Below are 13,433 nucleotides of genomic sequence, written 5' to 3' on the forward strand. Positions count from 1 at the left end.
ATAGCACGCGCGACCTGCTCCGCTCGCGCGCTAGGTCGTCAACACGCGCGCAGCACGCGCGCGAGCGCGCCGGCCGCGGCCGAGAGCAGCGCCTCGGAGATGGTGAGCGCCGGCGTCAGCGTCAGCGTCTCGCCGCGCACCCCGCCCGTGAGGACCAGGTACCCTTCGGCCAGCATCCCGCGCATGGCCCGGAGCCCCAGCTCGGCGCTCTCGAGCTCGACGCCGATCATGAGCCCGGCGCCCCGCACGTCGATGACGCCTGCCCTGCGCGGGAGCGCCTCTCGCAGCATCGCCTGGAAGCGAGCGCCCACGTCGCGCGAGCGCGCGGCCAGCCGGCCTTCGTCGAGGGCGTCGAGCGTCGCGAGCGCGGCGCTCGACGCGAGGGGCGATCCGGAGTGCGTCGAGGTGTGGACCACCTCGCCCTCGCGCGCCCACGCCCGCATGATCGGCTCGGGCGCCACGCACGCGGAGATGGGCAGCCCGCCGCCGAGCCCCTTGCCGAAGCAGAGGATATCGACCGGCGCCCCGAGCTCTCCTGTGCGCGTCATCGCCCCCGAACGACCGAGGCCGGTCCAGATCTCGTCCGCGATCACGAGCGCCCCGTGCCGGTGCGCCGCTTCGCAGACCGCGCGCAGGAACGCGTCGGGCGGGACGACGCAGCCGCCCCGCCCGAGGATCGGCTCGAGGAGGACCGCGCCGACGTCGCCCCCGCGCAGCGCGAGCTCGACGGCGTCGACCGAGCGCGCGGCGCCCGCCTCGTCGCGCGGGTAGGGCGCGAACGTCACGCGCCGGTTGAGCTGCTCCGCGAAGGGCGACCGGTAGCTCTCGCGCAGCCCGCACGCCGCGAGCGGCGCGTACCCGAGCCCGTGGTACGCGCCCTCGAACGCGACGAGCCCCGGCCGTCCCGTCGAGAGCGCCGCCGTCTTGATGGCCGCGGTGATCGCGTCGCTGCCGCTCTGGCCGAGCAGCGCCATGGGCGAGGGCCCGGGGTGCAGCGCCGCGAGGCGCTCCAGCAGGGCGATCTTCACGTCGGCCGAGTACACGTCGCCGAGCGCGAGGGTCAGCCGCGACAGCTGCTCCTCCGCCGCGCGCCGCACCGGCGCCGCCGCGTGGCCGAGCAGCAGCGCGCCGAAGCCGGCGCACAGGTCGACGTAGCGGTTCCCGTCGACGTCGCAGACGTTCGCGCCGCGCCCGTGCGACAGCACGATCGGCAGCATGTCGGCGCCGCTCTTCTGCGCCCGCGCCTCGCGCCGCCGGCCGAACGCCGGGCACTCGACGCGCTCGAGGCGCTCGAGGGCGCTCCGCGACAGGGGACCAGGCGGCGTCGACAGGATCGCGGGCAGCTCGGCGCCGCTGCCCGCGTCCGGCGCCGCCGGCAGCGGCAGATCGCTGTTCGGCATCGTCCTTCCTCCGCCGGAACCTAGCGCGCCCGCGGGCGGCTGCTCAGGCGCACACCCGGTTTCTCCCGCTGTTCTTCGCGTGATAGAGGCGCTCGTCCGCGCGCTTGATGAGGTCGTTCGCGGTGCGATCGCCCTCCTGGAGGAGCGCCACGCCGACGCTGATCGTCACGCGGATGCTGTCGGCCTGGAACACGAACAGGTGCTCCGCGACCTTTTGACGCAGGGTCTCGCCGAGGGCCGCCGCGCCCTCGATGGACGTCTCCGGCAGGATGATGGCGAACTCCTCGCCGCCGTAGCGCGCGAAGACCTCGTCGCGGCGGATGCGGCTCTGCACGATGCGCGCGACCTCCTTCAGCACGAAGTCGCCGGCCAGGTGGCCGTGGACGTCGTTGATGCGCTTGAAGTGGTCGATGTCGAACAGGAGGATCGCGAGGTCCCGCTCGTGGCGGCGGCCGCGGATGATCTCGCGCTCGAGCGCCTCGTAGAGGTAGCGCTTGTTGTGGATCTGCGTGAGACCATCGATGATGGTCATCCGGTAGATCTCTTCGTGGTATTGCGCCTCCACGTCGGCGCCGGAGAGGAACTTGAAGATCGTGGGGCCGATCTTCACCCGGTCTCCGTTCTTCAGCACCACCTCGCGGGAGATCTGCTCATCGTTGCAGTACGTCCCGTTGGTGCTCCCATCGTCGACGACCATCCAGGCGCTCGGCCGCTGCTCGAAATGGGCGTGCCTTCGTGACACGGAGTCGCCGTCGAGCACGATGTGGTTGTCCGCGCCGCGACCGACCCGCGTCGGGTTGTTCTCCAGCACGAACCGCTTGCCGAGCAGCGTGGGCTCCTTCGTGTAGATCACGACCAGGCAGTCGGTCGTGTTCTTGCTGCCGCCGCCCGGTGGGGGCTGGACCACCTGCGTTACACGAGTCTTTTCGTCGAAGTCACTCACGCGCGCTCAGCCCAACCCGTCGTGCGACCTAGCCTCGACATCGTTCGAGCTCTTCCCGAGACGGAACCTACCCGGGCGTGGCTCTTCGGTCGCGATGCAACGGTTCGATATGCCCTAGCTCGCCCAACGTCAAAGCGTACTGACATGCGCCGACTCCCGTCAAGACGGCCATCCGGGCGGAGCCGTCTTCAGTGCTTCCTCCGCCTTCCCGACCCGACAACGGCCTACGTCGCCCTCTGCGCTCCGTCGCGCTCGTTGTGCCCTTCCACGTTCTCGGCTTGTTCCCCGCACGCCGTCCGCCCCTCGCCGCCGTTTGCTGCCGCTCACGCAGCGCCGCACCGCCGGTGCTCGCCGATGCGCCTTGTGGGGCACTGTGCGCTGCTATCGCAGTTGACGCCCCATCTCTTTCCTCTTGTGCAGCCCGAGCTGCCGAGGACGCGGGTCTCTCTATGCGTTTCCCGAGCGCGCCGCCACCCGTCCGGCGAGCGATTGAGCCGGCAAGGGAGAGAATGGTTTGCTGGAACACGATGTGTCTGTTCGCCTGGCATGTCCGCGTTCTGCGGGACGAGGCTCTGTGAGTTCTGCCTCAAAACCAGGGCGCATCACAACGCTGAACTGAGCGAAGCGGAACGCAGCGGACCGGAACCGTGCGAAGCGGAACGGAGCGAAGCGGCACGGAACGGAGCTGCACGGAACGAAGCGGCGCGGAACGGAGCGGAACCGAGCGAAGCCGAGCAGAACGGAGCGGAACCGAGTGCGCCGCGACCGCGCAGCGGTCCCGCTAGCGTGCCGGTTAGTTGACTTGGCACACAGGGTGCGTAGGATAGACCTGCGTCGCGGCGGAGACCTTCCCCCCCCAGGTCCGTCGCGGCGTTTTTCTTTTCAGGCTGCCGTGCCCATCTCCAGGCCGCAGCACGACGGCGCGCGAGGGGTGGACACCGCGCTGGCGCGTCGGTCAGGCGAGCGACGACAGCGTCGCGCGCAGCTCGCCGCCGTCGAATACCCAGAGCTCGCCCGGTCGTCCCGTGGTCCAGGTCTCGTTCGCGGTGAGCGGGCTCGTCGCGACCACCGCGATCCGATCCTTCGGGGTCGTGACGGCCGAGAAGTCGACGCGGACATCGTCGTCCAGGAGCGTCGCGATGCCGAAGGGGGCCTTGCGGATGATGTGACAGAGCCGGGTTGCGCAGCGGGCGAAGAGGTGGCGCCCGTCGCCGAGCAGGAAGTTGAACGTGCCGTCCTGGCCGAGCTCGCCGCCGAGCGCCGCGACCGCTTCCCAGAGCTCGCTGGGCCGGCGCGGATAGCCGGGGAACGAGCTGCGGAGGCCCTCCAGCAGGTAACAGAAGGCGTGCTCGCTGTCGGTCGTTCCGATGGGGTTGAAGCGGCCCAGCGCGCGGCGCCGGACGCGAGGGAGCGTGCCGTTGTGCGCGAAGACCCAGTGGCGTCCCCAGAGCTCGCGCACGAACGGGTGCGTGTTGGCGAGAAGCACGTCGCCGCGGGTACGGCGCCGGATGTGGCCGATCGCGAGCAGCGTCTTGATGGGCGTCTCGCTGAGGAATCGCGCCAGCGGGCTCTCCGCGGCGGGGCTCGGATCGAGGAACACGCGCGCGGCGCGCCCCTCGAAGAACGCGAGGCCCCAACCGTCAGCGTGGGGACCGGTGCGGCCGCCCCGGTGCCGGAGGCCGTTGAACGAAAAGACGATGTCTGTGGGGACGTTGCACTCCATCCCGAGGAGCTCGCACATGCTCGCGGCTGGACCATATCACCCCGGGAGGGTGTCTGAGATCTCGACGGTGGGGCGCCGATGCGGCTTCTTCATCAGGGGCAGGCGGCGGCGCGGCCTCGCTCCTCGCCGCACGATCCTGGTCAGCGGCGCGATGCGCCGGCGCGGCGCATCGCGCCGGCGCAGCCTGGCGCCCGCCGCACGATCCCGGTCGACGCCGCGGCGCGATGCGCGGCGTCAGCGATCCGGCTCGCCCTGGAGCGACGCGCGCGGGATGGAGTGGACGAGATCGATGACCGCCTTGACCGTATCGACCGGCGTCTCCGGGATGATGCCGTGGCCAAGGTTGAAGATGTGCCCGGCGCGCCCGCCGGCCTCCGCGAGCACCGCGCGCGCGCGGCGCTCGGCGACGGCGCGCGGCGCGCAGAGCAGCAGCGGATCGAGGTTGCCCTGCACCGCACGATCGTACCCGATGCGCTGCCACGCCTTGTCGAGCGGCGTGCGCCAGTCCACGCCGATCACCGTGCCGCCGGCGTCGCGCTGCGCCTCCAGGAGCGCCCCCGTGTTCGTGCCGAAGTGGATGACCGGGACCCCGGTCGCCTCGAGGTCGCGGAGGATGTGGCGCACGTGCGGCTGCACGTGCTCGCGGTAGTCGTCGATCGAGAGCGAGCCGACCCACGAGTCGAACAGCTGCACCGCCTGGGCGCCCGCGGCGACCTGGGCGCGCAGCAGGCGGCGGACGACCTCGGAGATCTTGCCCATCAGCGCCGACCACGCCTCGGGGTCGCTCCACATCAGCTGCTTCGTGAGCCGGTAGTCGCTCGACTTGCCCCCCTCGACCAGGTAGCTCGCCATGGTGAACGGCGCGCCGGCGAAGCCGATGAGCGGCGTCTTGCCGTCCAGCTCCTTGCGGATGAGGCGGACGGCGTCGAGCACGTAGCCGAGGCCCTCCTCGGGCTCGAACACCCGCAGCCGCTCGATGCCGGCCCGATCGCGCACGGGCTCGTGGATCACCGGGCCCTCGCCCTTCGCGAACTCGAAGGGGGCGCCCATCGGCTCGAGCGGCAGCAGGATGTCTGCGAAGAGGATCGCCGCGTCCATCCCGAGCCGCAGCGGCTGGAGCGTCACCTCGAGCGCGAGCTCGGGCGTCTTGCAGATCTCGAGGAGCGTGTACTTCTTCCTGAGCTCCCGGTACTCGGCCATGTACCGGCCGGCCTGGCGCATGAACCACACGGGCGTGACATCGGTCGGCTCTCGCCGGCAGGCGCGCAGGAAGCGATCGTGCATGGAAGGCTCCAGGAGGGGTCGACGGGACGCCGTCGGGACGCCCCTTCATGTCCGTTCAGCCATCGCCCGGCAATGGGTTTCAGCCCATCGCCCGAACGTGGGTCGCCGGGAGCGCGGCGCGGCCCGGCCATAGGCGGCCCGGTCGAGGGGGCGGACCCAAGCGCCGGCTCCCCCGCCGTGTAGACTACGAATCTATGGCGCGTCCCTCCAGACCTCCCGGCTTTGACATGACGTACAGGCCCGAGAAGCGCATCGCGTTCGGGCCGCCGCTGAAGGAGCGCCTCCCGGCGCTGCTTTACCTGACCTTCGCCCTCGGCGTCTCGGCGGTGATCTTCTACGGCCAGAACGCTCCCTCGAGCTCCCGGATCTTCCAGTACGTCGTCGAGGGCGATCGCCACCGGCTCGTCTCCTCCAGCGTGTGCGCCATCGTCCTGTGCGCGAGCGCGCTGGCGATGGTGCTGCGCGAGCAGATGCGGGGGGTCGTCGTGCACCCGGAAGGGATCGAGCTGCGCGAGCTGCTCACCTTCGGCGTACCGCGCGTGCGGCGCTTCGCCTGGTCGCAGATCGACCGGATGGCGGTGCCCTCCGCGCAGGCGGGCGCCGGCGCCGCGGCGGCGGTGAGCGGGACCGCGCCGTCGAGCAACATCCGGCTCGATCTCTGGGATGGGTCCCGCACCTGGCTGCCGGACGTCGGAGACAGGATCGCGCTGTCTGTGATGCTGGAGCGGGTCGCCCTGGCGCGGGCGATCCCGATCGAGGGGGGGACCGGGCTGATGGACGACCTCGGGAACCCCCTTCAGGACGACGGCTGAACGCGCCTAGCGCGCGCTCGCCCCGGCCTTCCGCTGCGCGAACTCCTCGCGCACGCCCTGCCGCAGCTCGGGATCGAGCAGGAGATCCGCGCACGTCATCGCCATGGCCTTGGCGGCGATCAGCATCGAGTCCTGGCCGGCGGGGCTCGCGGCGCGCGCGGCGAACGCGTGCTGGTGGCAGGTCGTCTCTCCCTTGCCGCAGATCGCGATCCACGGATGGATGGCGGGGAGCGCATGGGACACGTCGCCCATGTCGGTCGAGCCGGTGCCGACGGCGGGGTCCATCTCGAGCGGCGAGCGGCCGAGGGCGCGCAGGTGCTCGCCGAAGCGGCGCGCCATCTTCCGGTTGTTGACCATGTTCTTGTAGCCGCCCTGGTCGACGAGCGTGAGCTCGGCCCCGCTCGCCATGGCCGCGCCGCGGGCGCAGCGCTCCACGATCGCCCGCACGCGGGCGAGCTCCTCGGTGTCGAGGGCGCGGACCGAGAACTCGGCGACGGCGATCTCCGGGATGATGTTGACCGCCTGACCGCCGTTCTTGATGAACCCGTGCACCCGCACGCCGTCGCGGAAGTGGACGCGCTGGCCGTCGATCAGCCGGAAGGTGTCGAGGCAGGCCGTGAGCGCGCTATTGCCGTCCCACGGCGCGAGCGCGGCGTGCGACGGCTTGCCGCGGAACTGGAGCTCGATCCAGGCGCTGGCCAGCGTGTCGTGCGCGAGCAGGTCGCGGTCGAACGGGTGGAACATCATCGCGGCGTCGACGCCCTCGAAGGCGCCCGCCTCGAGCAGCCTGATCTTGCCGCCGCCCCCCTCCTCGGCGGGCGTCCCGACCAGATCGATGGTGCCGGCCACGGCGTCCTTCTGCCGCGCCAGCGCGAGGAACGCGCCCAGCGCTCCCGCCGCGATCAGGTTGTGCCCGCAAGCGTGGCCGATCTCCGGGAGCGCGTCGTACTCGGCGAGGATGGCGAGGTGGGGACCCTCGCCTCGCCCGATGCGCGCGCGGAGCGAGGTGGGCATGCCGGCGAGCCCCCGCTCGACCTGGATGCCGCGCTTCTCGACGGCCTCGGCGAGCCAGGCCGCGGCCCTGTGCTCCTCGAAGCGGAGCTCCGGGTTCGCGTGGATGCGCGCGGCGATCTCGCGGAGGTCCGGGGAGAGGTCGTCGATGTCACGCTGGATGCGGCTCGGGTCGAGGTTCATAGGGGCGAGCGATACTACTCTGGATCCGCGCGGCTCGCCCGGGCCATGGTGGCGCTGGCGGAGGAGCTCCGCCGACGCCGCCCGGTGGTGACGCTCGCACGCTCGCGCGCTCGCACGCTCGCACGCCGCCACGCTGTCGGGACTTCTCACGGAGCCAGGACCCTCGAATGCACGGACCGCGCTGTTCTCCGCTCCTCTTCTGCTTCTGCCCCTGCCTCGCGGCGGCGCTCGCGCTCGCTGCCTGCGACGCGCGCCCACGCGTGCGCCAGGAGGCCGGGCCGGCCGCCTCGAGCGCGAGCGCGGCACCTCTGCCGGCCCAGGCCGCCTCGACGCAGGCCGGGCCCGCCCGCGTCGCGGTCGAGGCGAGGGCGATGGGCACGAGCCTGCTCCTCGCCGCATACACGAGCGAGGCGATGGATGAGGCGGCGATCAGGGCCCGGCTGGACAAGGCGATCGCCGAGATCCGCAGGCTCGAGGGGCTCATGACGACCTGGCGGCCGGACAGCGAGCTGTCGCGGGTCAACGCGGCGGCCGGGAAGGGCGCGGTGGAGGTGAGCCCGGAGTCGCTCGCCGTGATCGAGAAGAGCCTCTGGATCAGCGAGCGCTCCGAGGGGGTCTTCGACGTCACCTTCGAGGGGATGCACGGGCTCTGGAAGTTCGACGAGGACATCGACGACAACGTGCCGCGCAAGGCAGACGTCGAGCGGGCGCGCGCGCTCATCGATCACAGGCAGATCAAGATCGATCGCGCGCGGCGCACGGTGATGCTCGGGAAGCCCGGGATGCGGATGAGCCTCGGCGGGATCGCGAAGGGCTACGCCGTCGACGCCGCGGCGCGGGTGCTGCGCGGGGAGGGGCTGACGTCGTTCTTCGTGCAGGCCGGCGGTGACCTGTACATCGCCGGAAAGAAGCCGGACGGGTCGCCGTGGAGGGCAGGGGTGCGGGACCCGCGCGGCAAGGACGCGAACGACTACTTCGCCATGATCGAGGTGGAGGACCACGCCTTCTCCACGGCGGGCGACTACGAGCGGAGCTTCATCAAGGACGGCAGGCGCTATCACCACATCATCGATCCGCGGACCGGCTTCCCGGCGTCCGAGAGCCGGAGCGTGACCATCTGGGCAAAGGACGCGCTGACCGCGGACGCCATCGATGACGCCGTGTTCATCCTGGGGGCCGAGAAGGGGCTCGCGCTCGTCGAGTCGATCGAGGACTGCGGGGCGGTGATCGTCGACCGGAACAACAAGGTGTGGGTGTCGAAGCGGCTGGCGGGCAAGGTCGAGGTGCTGCGGCAGCCGACCGACGGGCTGTAGTGGTCTCGGCGCTGAGGCTAGGTTTCAGGTGTTGCGCTTTGCGAGTGAGCCAATCGTGCTCTCGGGAGCTTGCGGCGTCCGCGCGCTTTCCGAGGAGCTTGGGCCATCAAACATCAAGGCGAATTCAATATTGCAATTGCCATTCTCAGCGAGGGAGATGTCGATGCACCTGCTGAGTCGCTCGCGATGTGCGGCGTTTCAGCCTTCGAAGAGCTCGTCCAGTGTGCTGGCCGTGAGGATCCGCTCGGCCCATACCGCGAGCCGCTCGCCGGACGCAGCGAGGACCTGCTCCCGCCTCGCCTCGGGAACCTCTCCGAACCGCGCCCGGAGCTGGCGCAGCAGCACGGCTCGCTGGCCCTCGTCGAGCCCGGCGCGCCGCCCCTCGTCGAGCCCGGCGCGTCGCCCCTCATCCAGCGCTGCCTTTCGCTCGCGGGTCTTGATGGCCTCGATCTCGGAATTGCCCTTGCGCTCCAGCGCGCGGACGACCTCACGCTCAGCCGCCGCGCCGTCAAGCAACGCGCGGACGGGGACCGGACGGACCAAGCACAGATCCTCGATCGTCGCGTCTGGCGCGAGCGGCACGAACCGCCCCTCGGCCGCCGACCACTCGGCGACCTCGTCGCGCTTGACGAAGATGGCGAAGACGCGGCGCACGCCCCGGGCGACGAGATCCTCGGCCTTCTCGCGCGCGTCCCGCATCGACTGCTCGTTGACGATCTCGAACGAGAGCTCCTCCAGATACCGGCGCCCCGTCGCCGGATCGGTCCCCGCCCTGCGGATGGAGAGGTCGGTGGCGAAATCCGAGCCCTCGGCGACGCGGGTGATGAGATCGGCCGCGCCGATGTAGCCGGGCCGAAGGTGCGGCGCGATCAGGAAATCCAGCCGCACCTGCTGCTCGGCGTGCGGCTCCAGCGCCGGCGCCGCGACGACCTTGCGCCCACGGATCAGCTCGTCGCGCGTCACCTCGGGCGCCACGAGGTGCTCATCGACGGCCGGGAAATGCGCCCGCTGAGGCTCCGCGGGGGGGAACCTCACCGCCGCGCCGCCCCGGGCGGCCGGGGCGAGCAGGAGCGCGGCGCCGGTCGGCTTGGGATCCATGCGGACAAGGCTAGCACGAAGGCGGTCGCACGAGCTTCACCACCGGGCCAGCGCGCGCCGCGCGGCCGCTCCCGACGCGAGCAGATCGCGCGCGGTCACCGCCGCACGCAGCCCTCACCGCCCCTTGTAGACCGGCTTCCGCTTCTCGGCGAACGCGCGCAGCGCCTCCAGCCGATCCTCGCTGCGCAGCGTCTCGTCGTAGTGGACCCGCTCGATCTCGAGCCCGAGCGAGAGCGGCACGTCATAGCCGTCGTCGATCGCCCCGAGCGCCGCGGCCTGCGCGATGGGCGCGCCGCTCGCGATCGGCTCGATCCACGCGATCGCGTCGTCGACCACCGGCGTCCCCTCGGGCGACACCCGGTTCACGAGGCCCCAGGCGAGCGCCTCGGGCGCGGTGAGCTTCCTGCCGAGCAGGATCATCTCCTTCGCCCGCGCCTCGCCGACGACCCGCGGCAGCCGCTGCGTGCCGCCCGCGCCCGGGATGATGCCGAGCGACGTCTCCGGCAGCGCGAGCTCGGCGTGCGGCGCCGCCACCCGGAGATCGCAGATCAGCGCCAGCTCCAGCCCCCCGCCGAACGCGACGCCGTTGATCGCCGCGATCACCGGCTTCGGGCTCCGCGCGAGCACCCCGAGGTCGGTCCGGTACAGGCCCACCTGGCGACGGACGTCGTCGGGGCTCATGCCCTGCCGCTCCTTCAGATCGGCGCCGGCGCAGAACGCCTTGTCACCGGCGCCCGTGATCACGATCGCGCGCACCTCCGGGTCGTCGACGAGCTCGCGCCCGAGGCGGCCGAGGGCAAGCAGCGCGTCCCGCGAGAGCGCGTTCCGGCGATCCGCCCGATCGATGGTGAGCACCGCGACCGCGCCGCGCCGGTCGAGCTTCACGGGAGTGGCTTCCGACATGGATCCTGCCTAGTCGACCGCGGCGGCGCGGCAAAGAGGCTCGCTTACTTGGCGTCGGCCGCCTTCTTCGCCTTGGTGCTCGCCGCCTCGAGCTTGCCCAGCCGCGCCCTGATCTCCGCGTTGTCGCGCCGCAGCGCCTCGAGCTCGTCCCGCAGCCGATCCAGCTCCCGCTTGCCCGCCCCGCCGAGATCGCGCAAAACCTCGCGGATCCGACGCCGCACCCGCCCGTCGAGATCGCGGTCGAGCTGCCGCTGGAGCGCGCCCCGCGCCCGGCCGTCGCCGAGATCGCCCAGCGCGCGCGCGACGTCGACCCGGAGGTACGGATCCGGCTGATCGAGGAGCTCCTCGAGGAGCTCGCGCGTCCGCCGATCGCTCGAGAGCTTCGGCAACGCCATGATCGCCGCCCGCCGCCCCCGCGTCGGGACGCCGTAGCGCGTGCGGGCCGTCAGGTGCGGCACGGCGCGCTCGTCCCGCAGGTTGGCCAGCCCGTCGATCACGCCGCAGCGGATGACCTCGCCCCACGAGGGGCGATCCAGGAGATCGACCAGCGTCTCGAACCCCGAGCTCTGCCGCGTGGCCCCGAGCGCGCGCGCCGCCTCGGCCTGCACCAGGTAGCTCGCGTCGCGCAGGGCCAGCTTGCCGAGGACCTCCGCCGCCTTGGCCGACCGGAAGTTGCCGAGCGCGCTCGCGACCGCCCGGCGCACCTTCGGGTGCTCCACGCCCGCGCTGCCCTCGAGCAGCGCGAACGCCGCGCTCGACTGGAGCGCGCCGAGCGCGGCCGCGGCGGCGGCGCGCACCCCCCAGAACTCGCTCGCGTCCGAGAGCGACTGCCCGAGCGCCCGCGCCGTCGGCGGGTCGTCGCGCCGAGAGAGCGGCTTCGCGGCGAGCATGCGGCCGCGCGCCGTGGGCGCGTGGGCGAGCTGCGCCCGCAGGAGATCGCCGGGCGCGTCCACCCGGACCTCGCCCAGGATCCTGAGGTCCGGATCCACCACCACGAAGCGAGGCCGCCGCGGGAGCGGGATGACGAAGGTGTGCGTCGCCTGATCCACGCGCCGCACCTCGCGCCGCGTCATCGAGCCCTTGCCCTCCGTGAAGCCGAAATCGAGCACCAGGTCGAAGGCGAAGACGGGCGGCGTCGAGGCGTCCGGCTGGAGCGCGTGCTCCCGGCTGGGCTGCCCGGCCGCCTGCGCCTGCTTCACCGTCACGGTGCACTGGTCGCCCTCGATCTCGATCTTCACGTCGAGCTCGGGGTGCCCGGCGCGGAAGACCCACTGCTCGAAGAAGCGCTCCAGCGATTTGCCGCTCACGTCCTCGAGCGCGCGGGCGAGATCCCGTGTCTCCACGACCCCGCGCGCGTGGCGCGTCAGGTAGGTGCTCGCCCCGCGCCAGAAGAGCTCGTCTCCGAGCTCCCGGCGGAGCAGGTGGAGCACGAGCCCGCCCTTCTCGTAGAGGTGTCGATCGAAGACGTCGAGCGGCGCGTCGTAGTCCTGACAGACGATGGGCCGCCGGTAACGCCCGCGCGCCTCGCCAAGGTACGAGTCGAGATCGCCCTTCAGGCCGTGATCGTACTCGTCGGCGCCGAGGTGGTGCTCCCGATAGACGTGCTCCATGAACGTCGCGAATCCCTCGTTGAGCCAGCCGTGCGACCAGTCGCGGCAGGTCACCAGATCGCCGAACCACTGGTGCGCGAGCTCGTGGGCGATGAGATCGTCCGACGAGATGTCGAGCGCCGCCCGCTCGTCGAGCAGGATGTGCTCGTACATCGTGGTGGCGGTCGTGTTCTCCATCCCTCCGAAGATGAAGTCGCTCACCACCACCTGCGCGTAGCGGCGGAAGGGATATTTGACGCCGAGCTTCTCGCTGAAGTGGCGGATCATGTCCGGCGTGCGCGCGAACGTGCGGCGGCCGTCCTCCTCGCGCCCCTTCGGCACGAAGTACGCGAGCGGGATGTCGAGCGCCGCGCCGTCGATGCGGGCGAACTCGCCCGCCACGAGCGTGAACAGGTAGCTCGGGTGAGGCTCGTCCAGCCGGTAGTGATAGACGCCCTCCTTCTGCGATCTCGCGTCGCTCTCGAGCTCGCCGTTCGACAGGCAGTACCAGCCCGGCGGCACCTGCGCGCGGATCTCGGTCGTCTGCTTGATATGGGGCTTGTCGATGCACGGGAAGATGTGGCGCGCGTCCTCGTCCTGACACTGCGTCCAGACCTGGCGCGGGCGGTCGGGGACGTGCTCGTCCGGCTGGAGGAAATAGATCCCCCGGCGCGGCGTCGCCCGGTACCGGACCAGGATCGACACCTCGGCCTCGTCGAGCGGCACGGCGACGCGGATCGTCTCGCCGTCGTACGTGTGCTCGGCCGGGTGGAACGCGCCGCTCGCCGCCTTGCCCGCGCCGCGCTTGGGCTTCGCGGCGCGGCCGGCCCCGGCGCTGATCTCGACCGCCTCGAGGTCGAAGCCGATCGCGTCGAGCGCGATCTCGCGCGCGCCGGGGTCGACGCGGACCGCGTCGAGCCGCGCCGTGCCGCGGATCGAGCGCGCCTCGACGTCGAGCGCGAGATCGAGGGCGATGTGCCGGATCGTGAAGGGGCGCGAGCGCTCGTAGACGCGCCTCGTCCCGGCCAGCGTGAAGGGCCGCGACGCGGCGGCGAACTCGGACGACGACAGCACGGAGCCGCAGGCGCAGCGCGAGTGGAGCCGGTACTCGATGGACATCTCCGCGGAGTTTCCCCGCGCGGCGCCCGGCGCTGCAAGCAAGAACTCGTGCGCC

The 13,433-nt window shown here is 71.7% G+C and carries 10 protein-coding genes; 2 read left to right on the forward strand and 8 right to left on the reverse strand.

Annotated elements, in window-relative coordinates; genetic code table 11:
- Positions 1-38: 38 nt before the first annotated feature.
- From WMF46_RS46210 to hemE, 4 genes are all read right to left on the reverse strand, one after another.
- Complete coding sequence (locus WMF46_RS46210; RefSeq protein ID WP_437983073.1) at positions 39-1,400, reverse strand: aspartate aminotransferase family protein; 1,362 nt, start codon at positions 1,398-1,400, stop codon at positions 39-41.
- Positions 1,401-1,443: 43 nt separating this feature from the next.
- Complete coding sequence (locus tag WMF46_RS46215; protein ID WP_012241235.1) at positions 1,444-2,343, reverse strand: GGDEF domain-containing protein; 900 nt, start codon at positions 2,341-2,343, stop codon at positions 1,444-1,446.
- A gap of 955 nt (positions 2,344-3,298) precedes the next feature.
- Complete coding sequence (locus tag WMF46_RS46220; RefSeq protein WP_437905722.1) at positions 3,299-4,084, reverse strand: class II glutamine amidotransferase; 786 nt, start codon at positions 4,082-4,084, stop codon at positions 3,299-3,301.
- Positions 4,085-4,300: 216 nt separating this feature from the next.
- Positions 4,301-5,350 (reverse strand): uroporphyrinogen decarboxylase, encoded by a 1,050-nt coding sequence (gene hemE, locus WMF46_RS46225; protein WP_437547498.1) that lies wholly within the window; start codon positions 5,348-5,350, stop codon positions 4,301-4,303.
- Between the two features lie 227 nt (positions 5,351-5,577).
- Here hemE and WMF46_RS46230 point away from each other — a divergent pair, with 227 nt between their 5' ends.
- Complete coding sequence (locus tag WMF46_RS46230) at positions 5,578-6,162, forward strand: hypothetical protein (protein WP_437983074.1); 585 nt, start codon at positions 5,578-5,580, stop codon at positions 6,160-6,162.
- Between the two features lie 6 nt (positions 6,163-6,168).
- On the opposite strand, the gene WMF46_RS46235 is transcribed toward WMF46_RS46230, so the two are convergent.
- Positions 6,169-7,356 carry an amidohydrolase gene (locus WMF46_RS46235; protein ID WP_437983075.1) on the reverse strand — a complete coding sequence of 396 codons (1,188 nt, stop codon included), beginning with the start codon at positions 7,354-7,356 and terminating at the stop codon, positions 6,169-6,171.
- Positions 7,357-7,523: 167 nt separating this feature from the next.
- Between WMF46_RS46235 and WMF46_RS46240 the strand changes: the two genes are divergently transcribed.
- Complete coding sequence (locus WMF46_RS46240; RefSeq protein ID WP_437983076.1) at positions 7,524-8,669, forward strand: FAD:protein FMN transferase; 1,146 nt, start codon at positions 7,524-7,526, stop codon at positions 8,667-8,669.
- 198 nt (positions 8,670-8,867) lie between these two features.
- On the opposite strand, the gene WMF46_RS46245 is transcribed toward WMF46_RS46240, so the two are convergent.
- From WMF46_RS46245 to WMF46_RS46255, 3 genes are all read right to left on the reverse strand, one after another.
- The gene (locus WMF46_RS46245; protein ID WP_437983077.1) at positions 8,868-9,767 is read right to left on the reverse strand and encodes a DUF4351 domain-containing protein; all 900 of its coding nucleotides are present in this window, start codon (positions 9,765-9,767) and stop codon (positions 8,868-8,870) included.
- Between the two features lie 114 nt (positions 9,768-9,881).
- Positions 9,882-10,670: an enoyl-CoA hydratase-related protein gene (locus WMF46_RS46250; RefSeq protein WP_437983078.1), complete on the reverse strand. Its 789-nt coding sequence runs from the start codon at positions 10,668-10,670 to the stop codon at positions 9,882-9,884.
- A 44-nt stretch (positions 10,671-10,714) separates the two neighbouring features.
- On the reverse strand, positions 10,715-13,378 hold the full coding sequence (locus WMF46_RS46255) for a M1 family aminopeptidase (protein ID WP_437983079.1): 2,664 nt from the start codon (positions 13,376-13,378) through the stop codon (positions 10,715-10,717).
- Between the last annotated feature and the right edge of the window lie 55 nt (positions 13,379-13,433).

Origin of the sequence: Sorangium sp. So ce117 (assembly GCF_051524395.1) — a bacterium.
Lineage (GTDB): Bacteria > Myxococcota_A > Polyangia > Polyangiales > Polyangiaceae > Sorangium > Sorangium cellulosum_B.